Origin of the sequence: Phocaeicola sp. HCN-6420 (assembly GCF_037890145.1) — a bacterium.
GTDB lineage: Bacteria > Bacteroidota > Bacteroidia > Bacteroidales > Bacteroidaceae > Phocaeicola.
In genome coordinates, this window is record NZ_JBBKBJ010000003.1 from 140,500 (window position 1) to 162,159 (window position 21,660).

Annotated in this window: 9 protein-coding genes and 1 pseudogene; 4 read left to right on the forward strand and 6 right to left on the reverse strand. The window is 42.5% G+C overall.

The genetic code is table 11. The features are described 5' to 3' along the window. Window positions 1–4: 4 nt before the first annotated feature. The 3 genes from WKT12_RS03510 to WKT12_RS03520 form a co-directional block, all read right to left on the reverse strand. Window positions 5–1,738, reverse strand: a complete 1,734-nt coding sequence (locus tag WKT12_RS03510) for a RagB/SusD family nutrient uptake outer membrane protein (RefSeq protein ID WP_340318787.1) — start codon at window positions 1,736–1,738, stop codon at window positions 5–7. A gap of 26 nt (window positions 1,739–1,764) precedes the next feature. Then, the gene (locus tag WKT12_RS03515) at window positions 1,765–4,938 is read right to left on the reverse strand and encodes a SusC/RagA family TonB-linked outer membrane protein (RefSeq protein WP_340318788.1); all 3,174 of its coding nucleotides are present in this window, start codon (window positions 4,936–4,938) and stop codon (window positions 1,765–1,767) included. Between the two features lie 229 nt (window positions 4,939–5,167). After that, window positions 5,168–7,576: a glycoside hydrolase family 127 protein gene (locus tag WKT12_RS03520; RefSeq protein WP_340318789.1), complete on the reverse strand. Its 2,409-nt coding sequence runs from the start codon at window positions 7,574–7,576 to the stop codon at window positions 5,168–5,170. A gap of 263 nt (window positions 7,577–7,839) precedes the next feature. Here WKT12_RS03520 and WKT12_RS03525 point away from each other — a divergent pair, with 263 nt between their 5' ends. Further along, window positions 7,840–9,993 carry a glycoside hydrolase family 3 C-terminal domain-containing protein gene (locus WKT12_RS03525; protein ID WP_340318790.1) on the forward strand — a complete coding sequence of 718 codons (2,154 nt, stop codon included), beginning with the start codon at window positions 7,840–7,842 and terminating at the stop codon, window positions 9,991–9,993. 219 nt (window positions 9,994–10,212) lie between these two features. Here WKT12_RS03525 and WKT12_RS03530 read toward each other — a convergent pair whose 3' ends face one another. The 3 genes and pseudogenes from WKT12_RS03530 to WKT12_RS03540 all read right to left on the reverse strand — a co-directional run bounded on the left by WKT12_RS03530 (window position 10,213) and on the right by WKT12_RS03540 (window position 13,997). Next, window positions 10,213–12,216, reverse strand: coding sequence for a glycoside hydrolase family 2 protein (locus tag WKT12_RS03530; protein WP_340318791.1), 2,004 nt, complete (start codon window positions 12,214–12,216; stop codon window positions 10,213–10,215). Window positions 12,217–12,233: 17 nt separating this feature from the next. Continuing rightward, a complete protein-coding gene (locus WKT12_RS03535) occupies window positions 12,234–12,989 on the reverse strand; it encodes an SGNH/GDSL hydrolase family protein (RefSeq protein ID WP_302559741.1) in 756 nt (251 codons plus the stop codon). A gap of 32 nt (window positions 12,990–13,021) precedes the next feature. Beyond that, a pseudogene (locus WKT12_RS03540) lies at window positions 13,022–13,997 on the reverse strand (IS982 family transposase). 262 nt (window positions 13,998–14,259) lie between these two features. Here WKT12_RS03540 and WKT12_RS03545 point away from each other — a divergent pair. From WKT12_RS03545 to WKT12_RS03555, 3 genes are read left to right on the forward strand one after another with little or no spacing between them, the layout of a single operon-like run. Then, on the forward strand, window positions 14,260–15,822 hold the full coding sequence (locus WKT12_RS03545) for a glycoside hydrolase family 43 protein (RefSeq protein WP_270230223.1): 1,563 nt from the start codon (window positions 14,260–14,262) through the stop codon (window positions 15,820–15,822). A 2-nt stretch (window positions 15,823–15,824) separates the two neighbouring features. Further along, entirely contained in the window at window positions 15,825–18,845 is a 3,021-nt protein-coding gene (locus WKT12_RS03550) for a glycosyl hydrolase family 95 catalytic domain-containing protein (protein ID WP_340318792.1), read from the forward strand. A gap of 41 nt (window positions 18,846–18,886) precedes the next feature. Beyond that, window positions 18,887–21,235, forward strand: coding sequence for a glycoside hydrolase family 3 N-terminal domain-containing protein (locus WKT12_RS03555; protein WP_340318793.1), 2,349 nt, complete (start codon window positions 18,887–18,889; stop codon window positions 21,233–21,235). Window positions 21,236–21,660 lie beyond the last annotated feature (425 nt).

The window sequence follows — 21,660 nt, forward strand, 5'->3', positions numbered from 1 at the left end:
TTTATTAATTCCAACCTGTATTTTGTTTTAATACGCCATTCGACAACGTTATCTGATTATTAGGAATCTGAGAAAGGCCTTGTTTCTCGATAATATCTGAAGCCTCAATAGTCACATTATCCGGATTACCACCGCTGGTTACCGCCGTATTGGTTGCAATCTGAGAAGCAGCATATTCTACTCCCTGGCGCAGCAAGTCCCAGTAACGCTGTCCTTCGAAAGCAAATTCCAGCATACGTTCGTTCATGATATTTTCCTTTGTAGCACTCAGTTCATGATAATTGCTTGAAACGGTCAGAGTGCCATCTTCATCTTCCGAGGTATAAGCACGCTGACGAACCTTATTCAAATATTCCTGAGCATTAGGACTTCCCAACTCTGCTGCCATCAACAATACATCGGCATAGCGCATTACAATGAAATTCTGATACTGAGAAATCTGAAAATCTCCTTCGCCTAAACCGGAAACTTCGTCAACCAGCGACCAGGTTCCGCTTGCGTCATCCTTGGTCCACTTAGACATCGGAGTGTATTTCTTTACAGTGTACCCGGTATATTCACGCTGATCTTTATAAGAAGTTTCAAAATCCGGCTCATCGGCAATGCCCTCACTGACCAGATTAATGATAGAAGCTTCACGACGTTCATCGCCCGTACCATATACTGTCCACATCTTAGGATTTACCGTACATCCTCCCCAGCCTCTTCCGTAAGGAGCATGTCCCAGGTAGTTACGCAGTCCCATGTTAACCAACCAGCGGTTTCCGTCATTGTTACCATTGTAATCCTGAGTATAATTGAATTTCTGTGCCAGTACTACTTCCTTATTTCCATCGCCGGCATAAGTAGAAGTCTGTTCATAATCGCCGGTACTCTTGTTCAATGTCCATGAAGTCGACGCAGCAGGCCACAGATTCTTAAATTCATCAACCAGTCCGTATCCTTCAGATTCAGCAACGGCAATAAAATCTTCCAGTCCCTGTAGTACGGAAGCTTTGGTTACTCCTTCTACTTGAGGCTCTTTACCATAATATCCAGTATAGAACAAATAAACTCTTGCCAGCAAGGCAGATGCAGCATATTTAGTAATATGTCCATCGTTCGATGCTGCCGCACTTTTAGGATAAGCACTGGCTGGAATATTATTAACTGCATACAGTAAGTCTGTAAATATCACATTGTACACCTCATCCGGATTAGCCTGCGGACGATTCTCGTTGACCGGATCGGTAAACAAAGGGATATTTCCCCACATACGTACCATATCGAAGTAACACAAGGCTCTTATCGCACGACATTCTCCTAAATAAGTTCCTTTTGTTTCTTCATTGGTCCATGAAATTTGGTCTTCGTGTGCCAATAACTCGTTACAACGATATATTGCAGCATAGTAATTTTTCCATTCATTCTCTAAAATATTCATATCCGAAGGCGACTGGTTTACATCGAAACGATCGATAACCTGATAGTTACGCGCATCGGTTATACCTACACCTGCGAAGCATTCGTCTGCCATTATTTCTGATGCATAGTAAAAAGCGCATCCGGCACTTGATGTTGTACACTGCCATCCATCATAACATCCGATTAATGCTCGCCAAGCATCACTTTCTGTCCGGTAAAAGTTATCAGTAGTAGATTCTCTCTTAGACTCTACATCCAAGAAGTCGGCTGTACACGAAGCAAATCCCATGGAAGCCAACCCCAATCCCAATATATATAGTTTAAACTTATTCATAAATATGTTCTTTTTAAATTTTCAAATTAGAATTTCAGATTAACGCCAACCAGGAATGTACGTGGACGTGGATAATATCCCAAATCAATACCTGAAACCCAGTCGGAAGTACCGTAACCAATTTCAGGATCCATACCATCGTATTTGGTAAATGTAAATGCATTCTGTACCTGGAAGTATAAACGAGCCTGACTGATAGCTTTTATATTTATCAGTTTAGCAAAGTCGTATCCTAAAGTTATATTACTGATACGCAAATAGTCACCATCCTGAATATACAAATCAGAGAATTGCCAGTTAATGTTCGTATTGGTTACACGAGGTATTCTGTTGGAAGTCCCCTCACCTGTCCATCTGTCCAAAATAGCAGTTGTATAGTTTGCCTTACTGTTGCCGTGATTTCTATAAGACTGTACAATCTGATTTCCTGCTGCTCCATAAGCAACTACAGAAAAGTCGAAATTCTTATAGTTGAAGCCAAGATTAAAGCCATAAGTAAAATCGGGAGTACCGTTGCCCAAATCAACTTTATCGTTATCATCGATAATACCATCCTGATTCTGGTCTACATAAATTACATCACCCGGCTGCGGATCTGACTGAAGAATTCCATGTTTTCCATCTGCATTCCAATTGGCAATCTGTTCTTTATTCTGGAAAATACCTGCGGTTTGATAGCCCCAGAAGTAACCGATAGCATGACCATTTTCTGCACGATAGAACTCAGGAGAGTTATCGTACAACATATTGACATCTCCATGAATAATACCATCCTCAGTAGGAATATTACCAACTTTATTTTTATTATAAGCTCCATTGACTCCTATATTATAGTTAAAGTCTTTTCCTATCTGGTCGTTCCAGGTTAATGCCAGTTCAATACCAGTATTTTTCACATCGCCACCATTAATATATGGTGCACCAGTACCTGCTGTAGCAAGAATAGGAGCTTCAACCAACCAGTCTTTTGTTGTCTTGATATAGAAATCGGCAGTCAGACTCAGACGGCTGCTTAAGAAACGAGCATCGATACCAATATTGGTTTGTTCGGATGTTTCCCAGGTAACGTCAGAGTTAGCCAGACGGCTCGGATATGCTCCCCAGAAACCAGACTGGGCAGATGCTCCATAATTTGTACCGAAAATATAATGTGTGTTCGATGAAGTAATAGGAGCTGTATATTGGTAATTATCTATATTCTGATTACCAACCTGTCCCCAACTGACACGAAGTTTCAAGAAATCGAGCCAATCCTGAGAATCTTCCATAAATTTTTCATTCGAGATAGTCCATCCGGCAGATACAGAAGGGAACACGCCATAACGTTTTCCTCTTGCAAACTTAGAAGATCCATCAGCACGTAAGGTAGCATTGATCATATAAGTTTCTTTCCAGTTCCATCCAAAACGTCCGAAATAAGAAACCGAACGGCTTTCATCCTGAGGATATCCGTCTACCGACATGCCATCGTCTGCACTCGATGCTGTACCGTTTGCCACATAAGCATGATCCCAGTCATCGAAACCCTCTCTCAATGTTCCAGTACCGGCAGAAAGATAAGTACCTGAATATTGATAAACTTCCATACCGATCAAAGCATTAAATGCATGATCTTTTACCTTCCAGTCGTAAGTTGCTGTATTGGTCCAAGTCATACCCAGGCTATGACTCATATTCTGTGAAGCAGAAGTACGTGTATTGTTATAACTATAAATAGAGAACTGATACATTGGAGTAAAACTACGATATTCAGAAGAACCGTAAACAGCACCAAAGACTGTTCTCAATTTTAAATTTTTGACAGGCTGCAATTCAGCATATACATTACCTGAAAAGACAGCATTTTTATTTTCATTATTTGTGTTTGTCATCATCAATCCGTAGGGATTGCCGTCGCCATTGTACCAATCGGAATTGGAAGTATCATTATATGGAGAATCATAAATATTATTATCGCTATAAATCGGCGATAAAGGAGATGTTCCAAATGCACCTCTTAACGTATTATTATATTGATTACCTACTGAAACACCATTGTTCAACTTATAAACAAAGCTAACTTGTTCGCCAACCTTTAATAAATCGGAATCCTTGAAAATCTTATGTTCTGAATTAATACGGAAATTGTAACGTTCATAGTTTGAAACATCTTTACCTCCAACAATACCTTCCTGGCTCATATATCCTAAAGACATAGCATAAGTCGAAGTTTTAGAACCTCCAGTAACTCCCAATGTATAGCTCTGAGTCTTGGCATTATCCTTAAACATCGAATCAACCCAATCCGTATTATATAAATTTCCATCAGCATCGTAAATACTTTTGAAAGAACTCCAGTCATAAGGAGCATTACCTGAATTGACTGCTTGTTCATCCATAATGGTCATATATTCCTGCGAATTCAGCATATCGGCCATACGTGCCACTTTCTGTACACCATAATAAGCATCGAATGCAATTTGAGCCTTTCCTTCTTTTCCCGATTTAGTTGTAATCAATACTACACCATTTGCAGCTTGCGCACCATAAATAGCAGCAGATGCTGCATCCTTCAAAACATCAATACTTTCGATATCAGCAGGATTCAAGGTCGAGATATCTCCCCCTACTCCATCAATCAAATAAAGCGGAGAAGCATTTCCCACCGTACCCAAACCACGAATACTTACTTTCATATCAGAACCCGGCTGACCGGAAGTTGAAGAAATATTCACGCCCGGAGTCTGTCCCTGCATAGCTTGCAGCGGACTATTAGTGTTCATCTTTGCCAGACTTTCACCTTTTACTTGTACAGTAGCACCAGTAACCAATTTTTTCTTCTGTACACCATAACCTACGACCACTACTTCATCAAGTGTTTCGGTATCTTCTTTCATCTCTACATTTAAAGTCTTCTGATCGGCTATCACAACTTCTTGTGTAATAAATCCAATATAGGAAAAGACCAATGTTTGTCCTTTCTCTACTCCTAGAGAATAGTTTCCATCAAAATCTGTAACTGTTCCATTAGTCGTTCCTTTCACCAGCACACTTACGCCAATTAAAGGCATCTTGTCTGTTGACGAAGTAACAACACCCGAAACTGTCAAACTCTGAGAAGCAGCCTTCATTGCCAGCGAGGGCAAAAACAATAGCATTATCACCATTGCAAGACTACATAGATGCACATTTGTGCATTTTACGAATAAGTGTTTACTCATGGTACATTGTTTATAGTTAAAGTTTACATTTATTAGGTTTTCCCCATTGATATTATAATTAACATCAACATCACAAAGTAAACCAAAAATGAACAGCCATAAGGTATGAATTTGTTTCTGACTAGGGTATCGTTTGTTTATATCACTTCTTTATAACTTTTTATACCCTTTTACCGTAAACAACTAATAATCACGCAAGAGAATAAGTTTCAAAAGTTCTCTGAATCTTTCATCTTACATTCCATTCATATATTCCAGAAGAATTCTTATCCGGCAATACAACCTCGAGTTTTACAGCATCTGTTGTTACGGGTTCAAAAGAAACCGTATTGGCTACCCCCTTATATTTAGTGTACGCATTTTGATTAGTTACAGGACACCATTTCCCATCATCATTTTTATAATATATTTTCCATGATTCAGGAACACGGCAACTTCCCCAAGGAGCATCATCGAACCAATACACCGTTGACGTGGAGACCTGTACTTTTTCAGGAAATTCATAAGAAATCCATTCGGTAGTACCTACCTTAGGGGCCCAGTGATAGTAAGGGATTGTTCGATCATTTTCATTTTTAGGAACGACTCCATCTGCTATAAACGATAATGTTTGTATTTTATGTGATGCATTAATCTTACTCTCCGATACTAACGTTGGAACGGCCTTTGGAGAAACTGCCTTCAGATTGTACGGCAACCATACTGCCATTTCACCAGCTCCCCGGTGTGCCCATGCATAATAAGGTATTAATGTCAATGTATGATCCGTAACCAACAATCGTCCTGATTTATCGTACTCCAACGATTGTGCCTGCGTTTGAATTTGATTAATGCCACAAAGCAAATCTTTTTTCTTAATGACCTGAAACTTTGCAGTAGGATTTAACAATACATTCAATACATTAAAATCATTATCGGGCCACTCTGCGCAATAAACAATCGGTCCTCGCTCTATAGCCATACGTCCGCAATCGGCTATTACATTTTCATTTGCCCGAACCATACGTACATTCATATCAAAATTTATGTCTACACAGTCCCCTCTTTTCCATTTACGTTGAATAGAAAAATAACCATTCTGTAAATCAGCATACACTTTCTGTCCATTTACTTTTATAGAATACGAAGCACTGTCTTCATCGGCATATGCATAAAGATCACTGGGAACAACCTCATTGCGCACCCATCCCGGAATACGAATTTTCAAAGTAAAAGCCCCAACAGAATTTTGTGTTATTTTCAGCTTGACATTACCATTCCACGGATAAGAAGTCGTTTGTGATAAAGAAACTTTTTTTCCAGCAATCTCCAGCACCGCATTATTCGACATAAATAAGTTAACATATATATTTTTATCCTTTACGGCATACACATATCCAGGAACAGAAGGAATAAAACGACAAATATTCGAAGGACAGCATGCACATCCGAACCACGGTTGACGCTGATGTTGCCCCATTGACTCCAACGGATTAGGATAGAAAAAATTCCCTCCGTCAAGAGATACTCCAGAAATCAGTCCATTATACAATGTTCGTTCCAGCACATCATAATATTTCGCATCACCATGTAAAAGGAACAAACGATAATTTACATACACATTTCCAATTGCGGCACAAGTTTCACAATAAGCCGCCATATTAGGCAATTCATAATTATCTCCAAAAGCTTCTCCGTCACTGGTTGCACCAATACCCCCGGTAATATACAATTTCTTTGAAGCAATATTTTCCCAAATCCGATCTATTGCATGTATATAAGCAGTATCCCCGGTCAAAGCGGCAACATCTGCCATACCTGCGTACATATAGGCTGCTCTTACCGCATGTCCAACAGCTTCATCTTGTTCAATAACCGGTTTATGCGCTTGACAATATGCATCTCTCCGAGTAGTATATCCACGTTTGTCGAGAAAAAATTTAGCCTGATCAAGATATTTCTGCTGTCCTGTTACGAGATATAATTTTGCCAACGCCATTTCTGCTATCTGATGTCCGGGAACACGGACCTGCTGTCCCGGCTTATCCCCGATTTCCCGACAGACACAATCGGCATAACGAATAGCAATATCCAAGAAATTACGCTGTCCGGTTGCCTGAAAATGTGCTATGGCTCCCTCCACCATATGGCCTAAGTTGTAAAATTCATGGCTTAATTCCTCCACCTTTTCCCAACGTCGGCTACCAGCCCACCTATGTGGATGACGGGGATTCATTGTACGTGCTGTGTACAAATATCCATCAGTTTCTTGTGCCTTAGCTACAATCACCAACACGCTATCTATATATTCCTTTAATTGACTATCTGGATACGTCTGAAGTAAATAACTAGCCCCTTCAATCGTCTTATACACATCCGTATCATCAAAAGGATATCCTGTCACTTCATTGCTATCATTGGGATGTGCAGCCATTTCAAAATTTCTATATCTTCCTGTTTCCTCACATTTACTGAAAGCCAATGGAACCGTAACCTTACGACTTGCTTCCAGACGTTGCCCCCAAAACGAATCGGTCAATTCAACAGCAGTAAATGGAACGGGAGTAATGGGATAACCGTGTACTGTAGATTTTTCCCGAGAAAACATTACATTCTCCGCTAACAAAAGAAGTAAAACAGAAATTATCAATTTTTTCATAGCAGCCATCTTATTAATTATTGTGTTTTTCAATACTACATAAATAGAATCTTATTTATGCAAATATATAACAGACACGAACTCCTACTGGTATGCATTTGTTTCCGTATATGGTACACTTTGTTTCCTTTCCTATAAAATAAGAGATAGTTTTTCCTACCTTATACACATTTAAAACATTTCATGCCCTTATATGAAACATTTTTCGTCATATAACCTATTGCTTTATATTAGCTTTGCAATGTCTTTAACATTATCTAATTATGAAAACACATAGGAAACTTTTTTTCGTCTTGCTGACTGCTTCAGCAGGAATCATACACGCTCAACATGTACTCACTCTTCCTACAGTTAGTGAGGAACAGCGGCTGGATGACTTAATTGCTCAAATGACCCTCGACGAGAAAGTCGATGCTTTAGAAAACAATACCCAGGTTCCCCGGCTTGGCATACAAGGTTCAGGCAGTGTGGAAGGATTACATGGAGTGGTGTTAGGGGGACCTACCTACGGAGAAAGGGTCAACACACCGACAACTGTCTTTCCACAAGCCTACGGACTGGGAGAAACATGGGATACTGACCTGCTATATCGTGTAGCGACTTATATCAGTACAGAAAACCGTTATCTCTTTCAAAACGCAAAATACCGGAAAAGCGGACTTATCATGTGGACTCCCAATGTAGACTTAGGCAGAGATCCTCGCTGGGGACGAACGGAAGAATGTTATGGTGAAGACGCTTTCCTCACATCACGACTTGCCGTAGCTTTTATCAAAGGTATACAGGGAGATCATCCTAAATACTGGAGAAATGCTTCGCTGATGAAACACTTCTTGTCGAACAGTAACGAATATGGACGGACATCATCATCATCCAACTATTCTGATAAATTATTCCGTGAATATTATTCCTATCCTTTCTATAAAGGAGTAACCGAAGGAGGATCACAAGCTCTGATGACTGCCTATAATGCATACAACGGCATTCCATGCATCATGCATCCCGTACTGCGTGATGTCGTGATGAAAGAATGGGGACTGAATGGTACCCTGATAACCGACGGCGGAGCTTTCCGCCTCTTGCTGAGCGATCACAAACGTTTTGACAACGACCGAGCTGAAGCTGCTGCCGCATGTATCAAGGCCGGCATTACCAAATTTCTGGATGACTACAAAGATGCGGTATACGATGCGTTACGCCGAAAACTGATCAGTGAAGAAGATATTGAAAAAGCCATCCGGGGAAACCTCAGAATTTCTCTCAAACTGGGCTTGCTGGATGATGCAGCTGACAATCCTTATGCTGCTATCGGTGTGACTGATACCGTTGCACCCTGGAGTAAACCGGAAGCCAAAGAACTGGTACGAGAAGCAACTCGCAAATCGGTTGTCCTGCTTAAAAACAAAAGCCGCCTGCTTCCGCTCGACAAACAGAAAATAAAAAAGATAGCTGTCATCGGTCAACGGGCTACCGAGGTTTTACAGGACTGGTATTCTGGCAAGCCTTTCTATACAGTAAACGTACTCGATGCTATCCGGGAAGAAGCCGGAAATGATATTGAAGTACGTTATGTAGCGACCAACCGCATGGACAGTGCCCGTACCGTTGCCGCATGGGCCGATGTGGCTATCGTGTGTGTCGGCAATCATCCTACCTGCAATGCCGGCTGGGAACAAGCCCCTGTGGTAAGTGAAGGAAAAGAAGCCGTAGACCGACAGTCCATCCAGTTGGATCAGGAAGATTTGCTCTTGCAAGTAGCTCAGGCCAATCCTAATACCATCGGAGTGCTGATCAGCAGCTTCCCGTATGCCATCAACCGTGCCAACCAACGGGTTCCAGCCCTGCTTCATCTTACACAATGCAGTGAAGAATTGGGACATGCTGTCAGCGATGTACTCTTCGGACATTATAATCCGGCAGGCAGACTAACCCAAACCTGGGTAAAAAACATCACCGACCTTCCTCACATGATGGATTACGATATTACTCACGGTCGGACATATATGTATTTTAAAGAAAAGCCATTATATCCTTTTGGTTATGGACTAAGCTATACCCGCTTTAATTACTTTGGAACAACTCTCGATGACCGTGTTATTGAACGTGGCGATACCTTAAGGGTATGCTTCAACCTGAAAAATTCCGGCGATATGGATGGTGATGAGGTTGTACAACTTTACGTTTCCGCACGAAAACATACGGACAAAGATCCTATCAAGCAACTGAAAGCATTCCAGCGTATCAGTCTACGTAAAGGAGAAACGAAAAAAGTAGAGTTAACCGTCCCTTATACAGAGTTACAAGTATGGGATGAAAAGCAGAACCGCTTCATTCTTCCTGACAAAGAAATGACACTGGAAATAGGAGCCTCATCATCGGATATCCGTTTACGGACAACATTCCGAACAGAAGAATAAAACTCCAGCCAATTAATAACAGAAAGGAGTTGTACCGCTACCACGATACAACCCCTTTTTTGATTGTTCAAAATTAAAAACTCCAAGCTATACGGCCAAACTCACCATACTTAAATCGTTTCACTATAATGAAACGGTCGCTTCACCCAAGTGAATCTATCGTTTCACAGTAATAAAACGATAGATTCAGCCTAGTCAAACGTTATTTATATATTCAATTCAGTCATTGTTATACCACACACAATTATCAGAAAGTCCCGAAGCACGTACTGTTACCTGATTCTCTCCCGACTGTAAAGGAACATTGTTCCATGTAGCCACACAGACCTCATCAGGCGTACATTTTCCCATACTTTTTCCATTCACAAACAACTCTGCATCACCACAATTGCTAAACACCTGAATGTCAACCGATGAATTCGACCTATTCTGACAACGCTTCGATGCGATATACAACACTTTTTCTTTCTTGTTCCAATTTGCTTTATAAAAATAAAAAGCATCTTTCTTAATCCTCCGATCGTATGTCACCAATCCCTTATCGTTTCGGCCAAAAGTCGTGCCTTCTTTTCGACCGGCCGCCGAGAAATCAAACATACACCAAACAAATTTACACCACAAAAACGGACGTGAAGCAAGCTGTTTCCAGTTTTCTATATGATAATAAGTCTGCCAGTTCTCTGGATGCCACTGCCCCCACGGCTCTGGATGAATCAAGGAATCCGTCTGTTGAAACACATCCGCACCAGCACCGTATTCACTTATGCCCATACATCGCTGGGGATATGCCTGATGCTGCTTATCGATCCACTCTCCCATCTCTTTACAATCGTTTCCATACCATCCGAAATAACGGTTGAATGCAATCAAGTCTGGTATTCCATTCAAAGGATCTTCCTGGTTACTTGCCCCCGTTGTCGGTCGCGACATATCCCATTTCTTAGCCAACTTATTCAACTCTTCTGCCATAGGGGTTGGATTTTCCAGCCATCCCGGGTTGATTTCATTAAAAAGTCCCCACGTCAAGATAGAGGGATGATTATAATACTGATAAATCAGTTCCGCCAACTGCTGTTTTAAGTTCTCTCTATACTGAGGGTGCCCCACAAATACATTGACAAAAGGAATCTCAGCCCAAGCAATGAGTCCCCTGCGATCCATCAAATCATGCAGGACTTGCGCATGCGGATAATGCGACAGTCGAACAGCAGTACATCCCATTTCCTGTATCAGGTTTAAATCCGATTCAAAATCTTCAGGACAAAAAGCCGATGCTCTTTCTGCACGATCCTCATGATAATTGACTCCATGTATCGAATAGGGCTTGCCATTTAAGAAAAAGCCTTTATCCGGATCTGCTGAATAAAACCGGAAGCCTACATGTTCTTCCCGACGATCAATCTCTTTACTACCTCTTTTCAATACGACAATTCCGGTATATAAATATGGATCATTAACTCCATCCCATAAATGCGGATTATCAAGTTCCATCTTCACCACGGCTTCCTTACCAGACACACTTATTTCCTTGCAAGAAACAACTTTATGTTTCGCATCCAACAAAGAGAATTCAATAGAGCAATCATTCAAAGCTATCTCAGTTCCCGATAACAATGCTTTCATTTCCAGCCCGGCATACTTTTCTGAGACATTATATTGAGTAAAGAAAACTCCAGATGAGCCATAAAATGTCGGATCAATACAAGCATCATCCGTATACAAAAGCTCCACACCACGATTCAGCCCACCCCATATATTAAAATCGCCGCATATCGGAGCTATTTCCATAGTTTGAGCATTACTCACCCTGATATCCAGTTTATGTTTTTCTCCTTTCCGAATCAGATGAGTCAGCTCTACGGTAAAAGAGGTATATCCACCTTTATGCTGAGCTACAAAATGATTATCCAAATACACATCAGCTACAGTCTGTGCAGCTTTTACGCGCAAGAAAACACGCTTAAAGTTCTCCGATGAAGGTACAACGATAAAACGTGAATAAGTTGACATTCCCCGATAATAATTCACATTACCAAACATCGCATCAGCAGCATTCCACGTATGCGGAAGATCAACCGTTACCTTATCCGCAGCCTGAGATTCATACCCGCGATTAAAAAACCATCCCCTATCTAATGACTCAACTTTCATTGCAGCCAGCTTCACCCCCGTAACACACCATAAAACAAGCAATATGCTCCACCTGATATTCCATCTGCCCATCTGTTTATCCTCCTTTATTACAATATATGATATTTTTCTATTTGTTCTATCCACAAGTCTGCCATCCGCTTATGTCCGGCAGGTGTCGGATGAATTCCGTCCCAAATCCAATAAGTATCCGGCAATTCCGGGTTTTCTTCCAGCAAACGGTGAAACATCGAAGCATATGGGATGAATACAGCTCCATAATCGGCTGCTATCTGTAAGGTTATTTTTCCCAGACGCTGTATCAGGCTATCCCGTAAAGCAAAATCTTCAGTCTTTTTCATATTTCCCGTACAAGCTGTAAATGGCTCACCCAATACAATCTTCACCTGCGGATTATCCTGACGCAGACTATCCAGTAAATTCCGATAAGTCTGTTCCCACAAAACAAAATCGAAAGCTCCATTGTCTTTTTTACCTAAATATTCATTCACATCATTCGTTCCTATCAAGACAGAAACTACATCAGCATGTATCGCAAGAGCATCTTCCTTCCACCGGGTCTTCAAATCGTTCAATGTATTTCCGCTGATACCCCGGTTGAAGAACTGATATTCTTGCTCAGGATAATTACTTTGATAGTAAGAAGCACACAGATACATGTACCCACTTCCATAGATATGATTCATATCCCAATGATTGCGGACAGAAGAAGGTTGGGCACTTCCATCACTATTTCCCCAGTTGCCATCAGTAATGGAATCACCGATGAACAATATTTTAGGTCCTGCGGCCCAAAGATTACCCCCGCCAATTAACAGAAAAAATAACCAGACAAAAAATTTCATAGTAAAATAAGATTATAGACCTGTTGGCGGAATTAAAATAGCGCATATTTAACTCTGCCAATAGGCTTTTCATTTTTGTAGTTAATATATTGGAGGATTGTAAGTGCGCTAATCTTCCCGATAATCCGGGCAAACAATCCATCTGTATCTTTCGCATAATTCCTTATAATCATAAACTGGTCACACAATTGCGAGAATATGGTTTCAATTCTTTTTCTCGCTTTGGAAAAAGCTGGGAATGTTGGCTTCCATTCTTTTTGATTACATCTGTATGGTACCTCCAATCTGATATTGGCAGTTTCAAACAGATCCAATTGCACTTGGGCACTTATATATCCTCTGTCCCCTATGACTGTACAATTACTATAATCCACTTTCACATCCTTCAGGTAATGAATGTCATGCACACTTGCCTTAGTGAGGTCAAAGGAATGGATGACACCACTTAACCCACAGACTGCATGGAGTTTATACCCATAATAATACATGCTTTGTGATGCGCAGTAGCCTACCCCAGGTGCTTTACCAAAATCCTTCTTTCCCATACTGCAACGTTTGGAACGGGCAATACGACATACTTCTATCGGCTTCGAATCAATACAGAAACAGTCTTCACCACCATCCATTTCAGAAACCATTCTTTCTCGGATTGCATTACATAGGGAGGAAGTTGTTTTACGCCTGTCATTGTATTGTCGGCGGGAAATAAGGTTGGGTATTTCAACCCTATATTCCTGTAGCTTTGCAAACAACAGAGACTCACTGTCAATACGGGGCAGCCTCTGATGCCATGTTCAAAGCCACTACTTCAAGGTCTGAGAATTTAGGGACGACTCCTCGTCTTGGCACATTCCCAGATTCATTGACTAAATTGCCGGCAATTTGCTTGCATATGTTCAGTAATTTTGCGAATATTGCATATAAGTTGTGCATACGATATTTGTCTATTAAAAGTTTGGTCACCTTTAATTTACTAAATATCAACAATATGCACAACTTTTTAAACATAAATCTTTTATAATTTAATTCCGCCAATAGGTTATAGATTTTATTATTAGATACCTACTTTATTCAACAAAAATAATGTTTTCTATGTACGTTAAATCATAAAAGAACAGGGAAATAAACAGGTTTGAAACATTTGAATACCCTATTGGAAACATTTTAGCTCGTGACAGGAAACAAAAGAACGGATGCAGAAAATCAAAATCATGTATCTTTGTAATCGAAGTCAAGTAAAGACTTAGTAACTTTTTAACTTTAATGAATTATGCGAAACATTGGTATCTTACTTTGCGCCTTAGCTTGTTCTCTATGCGAAACATTTGCTCAGGGTTATAAAAACCCGGTAATTCCCGGATTTCATCCTGATCCTAGCGTATGTAAAGCTGGCGATGACTATTATCTGGTAAACAGCAGTTTTCAATATTTTCCGGGAGTACCTCTCTTCCATAGTAAAGATTTGGTAAACTGGGAGCAGATAGGCAATTGCCTGACACGGGAATCACAACTTAACCTGAAAGGAGCCAATGGAGGAAGCGGTATCTTTGCTCCTACCATACGTTATCACGAAGGAGTATTCTACATGATTACGACCAATGTATCAGGCAAAGGTAATTTTCTGGTTCACACAACCGATCCCAAAGGAGAATGGTCGGAACCCGTATGGCTGGAACAAGGAGGAATCGACCCTTCTTTGTATTTCGAAAACGGTAAATGCTACATGGTAAGCAATCCGGACGGTTACATCAATCTGTGCGAAATAGATCCGATGACCGGAAAACAGCTCACACCTTCCAAAAAGATATGGAACGGAACCGGAGGACGTTATCCGGAAGGACCACATATTTATAAGAAAGACGGCTGGTATTACCTGCTCATTTCAGAAGGAGGAACAGAAGTAGCACATAGCATCACCATCGCACGCAGCCGTTACATTGACGGACCGTACGTAGGAAATCCGGCAAATCCGATTCTGACTCATGCTTGTCAGGCTGGAGAAACTAATCCTATCCAGGGTACAGGTCATGCCGATCTGGTAGAAGGTACAGACGGTTCATGGTGGATGGTTTGTCTTGCTTACCGTATCATGCCGGGATTCCATCATACCCTGGGACGTGAAACTTATCTGGCTCCCGTACGCTGGGACAAAGATGCATGGCCCGTCGTAAACGGAAATGGTACAATCCAGCTGGACATGAATGTTCCTACTCTTCCACTTCAGACAGTAAAACAAAAACCCGAAACCATCACTTTCGAGAACAAACAATTATCCCCCGAATGGATGTACCTGCAAAATCCCAATATGCAGAACTATGAATTCAAGAACGGAAATCTCCGTCTGAAAGCAACTCCGGTTTCTTTGAATGAGCAAAAGAGCCCGACTTTTGTTGCTATCCGACAAGAGCACTTCAATATGGAAGTCGCTACTTCTTTGGAGTTGAAAAATGCACAAGCGAATGATGAAGCTGGTATCAGTGTATATATGGAATACCACTCACACTACGATTTGTTCGTCCGTCAGAACAAGGATAAAAGCCGTTCGGTTGTCCTTCGCTACAAACTGGGAGAATTGGAACATATCGAAAAGGAGATGCCACTAAACAGTAAAGGAAACATAGAACTGAATATTAAATCGGACATAAACTTCTATTACTTCGGCTATACAGAAAACGGTATTTATCATGAGCTGGGAAAAATGAATACCCGTTACCTCAGCAGTGAAACAGCTGGAGGATTTACCGGAGTCGTACTCGGACTATATAGTGTATCTGCTTCCACACAATCGAAAGCGTATGCCGACTTCCGATACATAAAATATAAAGGAGAATAAACATGAGAAAACTATACCTGTATATATTAGGAATATTCCTGATTCTTCCTCTTGCCATACAGGCACAAACGGAAAAGAGAATCAAGATAGCTTGTGTAGGTAACAGCATTACCGAAGGATTTCTGTTGAAGAATCCTTCAGAAGAAAGTTATCCGGCTGCCCTTCAGAAATTACTGGGAAACAATTACGAAGTAGGCAACTTTGGCGTGACCGCCCATACATTGAGCCAGAAAGGAGATCTGCCTTATATGAAAACTACACGTTTTCAGGAAGCACTGGATTTTCTGCCCAATATCGTAACCATCAAACTTGGAACCAATGATTCCAAGCCGCAGAACTGGCAGCATCATGCAACATTCAAGGACGATCTGAACCTGTTGATCGATAAATTCCAGGCACTTGCATCACATCCTCACATCTACCTTTGTCTGCCTATTCCTTCTAACCGTAAAGAATGGGGCATCAACGACAGTATCATTGTAAACGGAATCATTCCATATATCCGGGAAGTTGCAGCCGAAAGAAGCTTACCCGTGATCGACCTCCATACAGCAATGCTTCCTTATTACCCACAACTCTACGTCGACGGAGTGCATCCCGACAAGTACGGAGCTGCTATTATTGCTGAAACATTGTATAAATGTATTACCGGAGAAGAGCCACATCCAACTCCAGGACGCAGTGACCAGACATTGTGGTACGACGAACCTGCTGTACAGTGGGAAGAAACTCTTCCGTTAGGCAACGGCAGACTGGGTATGATGCCCGACGGAGGAATCGTCAAAGAACATATTGTTCTGAATGAAATCAGCATGTGGAGTGGGTCGGAAGCCAATTATCTGAATCCCGACGCTTCCAAAAGCCTGCCCGAAATACGTCGGCTGTTGTTCGAAGGAAAGAACAAAGAAGCACAAGAACTGATGTATACCAGCTTTGTTCCTAAGAAACCGGAAAAAGGAGGAACGTATGGAACCTTTCAGATGTTGGGCAATTTATTTTTGGAGCATCAGTACGGAGTACATGAAAAGGATGTTCCTGCTGATTACCACCGCTGGCTGGATTTAAGTAAGGGAATCGCATACACAACTTTCTCCCGCGGGAATGTAAATTATGTGCGCGAATACGTCGTTTCACGTGATAAAGATGTCATGCTGATACACCTGAAAGCAAACGTTCCTGGTTCCATCAATTTCAAAATGAATTTGAGCCGTCCGGAAAGAGGAAGCGTACGCAAACTGGCTGAAGGAAAACTGGAACTGTACGGCAGTCTGGACAGTGGTTCTTCGCAAACGGGTGTCCGTTATGCTGCCATTGCCGGAATAACATGCAAGGGCAGGCAGACAAACCAGTCGACTGACGAACAGTCTATCACTGTACAAAATGCGGACGAAGCATGGATTGTAGTATCGGCAAAGACCTCCTTTCTGGCAGGAGAAATTTATGAAACGGAAGCAGACCGAATACTCAACGATGCATTGAAAAGCAATCTCTGCGAAACTGTATCGGAAGCAATCCTAAGTTACCAGGCTCTGTTCAACCGTGCAGGAATCCGTCTGCCCGAAAATGAAGCCGTTTCACATCTGACTACCGATCAGAGAATTGAAAGATTCCAGCAGCAGGACGATCCTTCGCTGGCAGCTCTTTACTATAATTACGGACGTTATTTGCTGATAAGCAGTACACGTCCGGGAAGCCTGCCTCCCAACTTGCAAGGACTTTGGGCTAACGAGCCGGGAACTCCCTGGAATGGCGACTATCATACGAACATCAATGTACAAATGAACCACTGGCCGGTAGAACAAGCTAATCTATCGGAACTATATCTACCACTGGTTGACTTAGTGAAACGCCTGGTTCCCAGTGGAGAAGAAAGTGCAAAAGCCTTTTACGGTCCACAGGCCAAAGGCTGGGTTCTCCACATGATGACCAATGTATGGAACTATACTGCCCCCGGAGAACATCCGTCATGGGGCGCAACGAATACCGGAGGAGCATGGCTTTGTGCACACCTGTGGGAACATTATCTTTTCAGTGGTGACCAGAACTATCTGGCAGATATTTATCCGATCATGAAAGGTGCCTCCGAATTTTTCTACTCGACTATGGTAAAAGAGCCCAAACACGGATGGCTTGTCACAGCACCGACTTCTTCGCCCGAGAACGCTTTCTACTTGCCCGGAAAAGATCGCACGCCCATCAGTATTTGTATGGGGCCGACAATGGACATCCAACTCGTACGCGAACTTTATACCAATGTGATAGAAGCTTCGCATATTCTGCATACCGATACGGCTTATGCCGAGGCCTTGCAAGAAGCTATCCGGCTATTGCCTCCACACCAAATCAGTAAAAAAGGATACCTGATGGAGTGGCTGGAGGATTATGAGGAAACCGACATCCATCACCGCCATGTATCTCATTTATATGGTCTGCATCCGGGTAATCAGATTTCGGTTCTTAAAACGCCCGAACTGGCAGAAGCCTGCCGGAAGACCCTGAACCGGCGAGGCGATGAAGGTACCGGATGGAGCCGTGCATGGAAAATTAATTTCTGGGCGCGACTGGGCGACGGTAATCGTGCGTACAAATTATTCCGCAGTCTGCTTTATCCGGCTTATACAGCTCAAAACCCTACACAGCACGGAAGTGGAACATTCCCTAATCTCTTCTGCTCGCATCCTCCCTTTCAAATGGATGGCAACTGGGGAGGAACTTCGGGTATCAGCGAAATGCTACTGCAAAGTCAAGATGGTTTCATTCATCTGCTCCCAGCCCTGCCCGATTCATGGAAGAATGGAAGCTTTTACGGATTGAAAGTAAGAGGAGGTGCCACGGTAGACCTTGTATGGAAAGATGGAAAGCCCGTGCAGGCAACCATCACCGGAGGATGGCAGAACAATCTGCAACTGAAATATCCGAAAGGTATCAAGAAGGTACTTCTCAACGGAGTATCCTGTTCCCAAGATGATTTCATCCCATTCAGTGTAAGACAAGGCGAACGCATTACGTTTTCATTCGAATAACTAATAAACAAACTATAACGAATAAAAAGAAACAATTGACCATGAAAAATTTCAAGAAACTGGCACTGGCATCGGTTTTATGTACCGGTGTCTGTCTGACGGCAGGAGGACAAAAGCCTGCTCCTGCCATTCCTTCCGATCCAGTTATCGAGGCACATATTCAAGAATGGCTGAAGAAAATGACACTCGAAGAAAAAGTCGGCCAGATGTGTGAGATCACCATCGATGTGGTAAGCGATTTTGAAGCAAGCAAGAAAAACGGATTTACACTGAATCCTGCCATGCTCGACACTGTAATTGGCAAATATAAGGTAGGTTCATTGCTGAATGTTCCACTGAGTGTCGCACAGAAAAAGGAAAAATGGGCTGAAGCAATCAAGCAGATTCAGGACTTGTCGATGAAAGAAATCGGTATACCTTGTATCTACGGTGTCGACCAGATTCACGGAACGACCTATACGCTCGATGGAACCATGTTCCCGCAGGGAGTGAATATGGGAGCTGCTTTCAACCGCGAACTGACTGAAAAGGCTGCATCAATTTCAGCTTATGAAACCAAAGCTTGCTGTATTCCCTGGACATATGCGCCGGTAGTCGACTTGGGACGTGACCCGCGCTGGTCGCGCATGTGGGAAAATTACGGTGAAGACTGCTACGTCAATGCAGAAATGGGTAAGGCTTCCGTCAGAGGCTTTCAGGGAAGCGACCCGAATCACATCGGCGAATACAACGTGGCTGCCTGCATGAAGCACTACATGGGCTACGGAGTTCCCGTATCGGGCAAGGACCGTACACCTTCGTCTATTTCTCGTTCTGACCTGCGCGAGAAACATTTTGCTCCGTTCCTCGCTGCTATCCGTCAGGGAGCGCTGAGCATAATGGTCAACTCGGGCGTGGACAACGGCATGCCTTTCCATGCCAATCGCGAACTGCTGACCGGATGGCTGAAGGAAGATCTGAACTGGGACGGTATGATTGTGACCGACTGGGCGGACATCAATAACCTGTGTACACGCGACCACATTGCAGCAACCAAGAAAGAGGCTGTCAAGATTGCCATCAATGCCGGTATCGACATGTCGATGGTACCCTACGAAGTGAGCTTCTGCGACTACCTGAAAGAACTGGTTCAGGAGGGTGAAGTACCGATGAGCCGCATCGATGATGCCGTAGCCCGCGTATTGCGCCTGAAATATCGCTTAGGTCTGTTCGACAACCCATACTGGGACATCAAAAAATACAATAAATTCGGCTCAGAGGAATTTACCCGCGTAGCCTTGCAGGCTGCCGAAGAATCGGAAGTGCTGCTGAAGAATGAAGACAACATTCTGCCGCTTGCCAAAGGTACGAAAATCTTGCTTGCCGGTCCGAACGCCAACTCAATGCGCTGCCTCAACGGAGGATGGTCATACAGTTGGCAGGGACATCTGGCCGATCAATGTGCCGGCGCTTACAATACTATTTATGAAGCTCTGTGCAACAAGTATGGCAAGGAGAACATCATTTACGAACCGGGCGTGACTTACGCTCCTTACAAGAACGACAACTGGTGGGAAGAAAACCAGCCGGAAATCGAAAAATCAGTTGCCGCAGCCAGTCGTGCCGATGTGATTATTGCCTGCATCGGAGAAAACTCTTACTGCGAAACTCCGGGTAATCTGACCAACCTGACCATGTCGGAAAACCAACGCAATCTTGTAAAAGCCCTTGCTGCAACCGGAAAGCCCGTTATCCTTGTTTTGAATGAAGGCCGCCCACGTATCATCAACGATATTGTTCCGCTGGCAAAAGCGGTAGTCCATGTCATGTTGCCCAGCAACTACGGTGGCGATGCACTTGCCAATCTGCTTGCCGGCGATGCCAACTTTAGTGGCAAGCTACCTTTCACCTATCCTAAATACATCAATGCTCTGGCCAACTACGACTACAAGCCTTGCGAAAACATGGGACAGATGGGTGGAAACTACAACTATGATTCGGTAATGGATGTGCAGTGGGAATTCGGTTTCGGATTGAGTTACACGACCTACAGTTACTCGAACCTGAAAGTCGACAAGTCCTCGTTTACTGCCGACGATGTGCTGACTGTCAGCGTCGACGTAACCAATACCGGAAAAGTAGCCGGAAAAGAAAGCGTACTTCTCTATTCCAAAGATTTGGTTGCAAGCAGCACTCCCGACAATATCCGCCTGCGCAACTTTGAAAAAGTAGCTCTTAATCCGGGTGAAACCAAGACCGTAACAATGAAACTGAAGGGAAGTGACCTTGCTTTTGTTGGTTACGACGGCAAATGGCGCCTGGAAAAAGGTGATTTCAAGCTGAAGTGTGGTAACCAATGGACTGACTTGCAGTGTAGCGAAACAAAAGTTTGGGATACACCTAACCGCTAATCTACGAATAAGGAATTTCTTCCAAAAATTCATAAGTCGATAAAACCTCCCCCGCCTGTCGCAAGAATTAAATTTATTCCACGGCAAAGGCGGGGGATTTTTTGTACAAATTATTTTTTTATTTGTACAAATTTTCAGAAAACATCGAGAGAAATAAAATCAGATATGCCGGCTTTTCCCGTTCCAAAGCCTTATATCTTTATTTTATAGACATTATTCATGCTTTTTTGCCCTTCACGCCCTTCACAAAAAGCAATAACGGTGTATTCTAACATCCCCTGATCCCATTTCGATTGTCACATTCTTCCTAAAAAGAAAGGGGACATCTTCCTAAATATCCTATTACTGAGCTCTCAAGGAAAGACCCAATTTTTAGTAAAATCATCATACAAACCAGTTTCACAAGTAATTACTTATTGTAAAAA

Coding starts and splice junctions, on each gene's coding strand:
- WKT12_RS03535 (WP_302559741.1), bottom strand. CDS start 12,989: ATGAAATTTTTTGTCTGGTTATTTTTTCTGTTAATTGGCGGGGGTAAT.
- WKT12_RS03555 (WP_340318793.1), top strand. CDS start 18,887: ATGAAAAATTTCAAGAAACTGGCACTGGCATCGGTTTTATGTACCGGT.
- WKT12_RS03530 (WP_340318791.1), bottom strand. CDS start 12,216: ATGGGCAGATGGAATATCAGGTGGAGCATATTGCTTGTTTTATGGTGT.
- WKT12_RS03520 (WP_340318789.1), bottom strand. CDS start 7,576: ATGAAAAAATTGATAATTTCTGTTTTACTTCTTTTGTTAGCGGAGAAT.
- WKT12_RS03550 (WP_340318792.1), top strand. CDS start 15,825: ATGAGAAAACTATACCTGTATATATTAGGAATATTCCTGATTCTTCCT.
- WKT12_RS03510 (WP_340318787.1), bottom strand. CDS start 1,738: ATGAATAAGTTTAAACTATATATATTGGGATTGGGGTTGGCTTCCATG.
- WKT12_RS03515 (WP_340318788.1), bottom strand. CDS start 4,938: ATGAGTAAACACTTATTCGTAAAATGCACAAATGTGCATCTATGTAGT.
- WKT12_RS03545 (WP_270230223.1), top strand. CDS start 14,260: ATGCGAAACATTGGTATCTTACTTTGCGCCTTAGCTTGTTCTCTATGC.
- WKT12_RS03525 (WP_340318790.1), top strand. CDS start 7,840: ATGAAAACACATAGGAAACTTTTTTTCGTCTTGCTGACTGCTTCAGCA.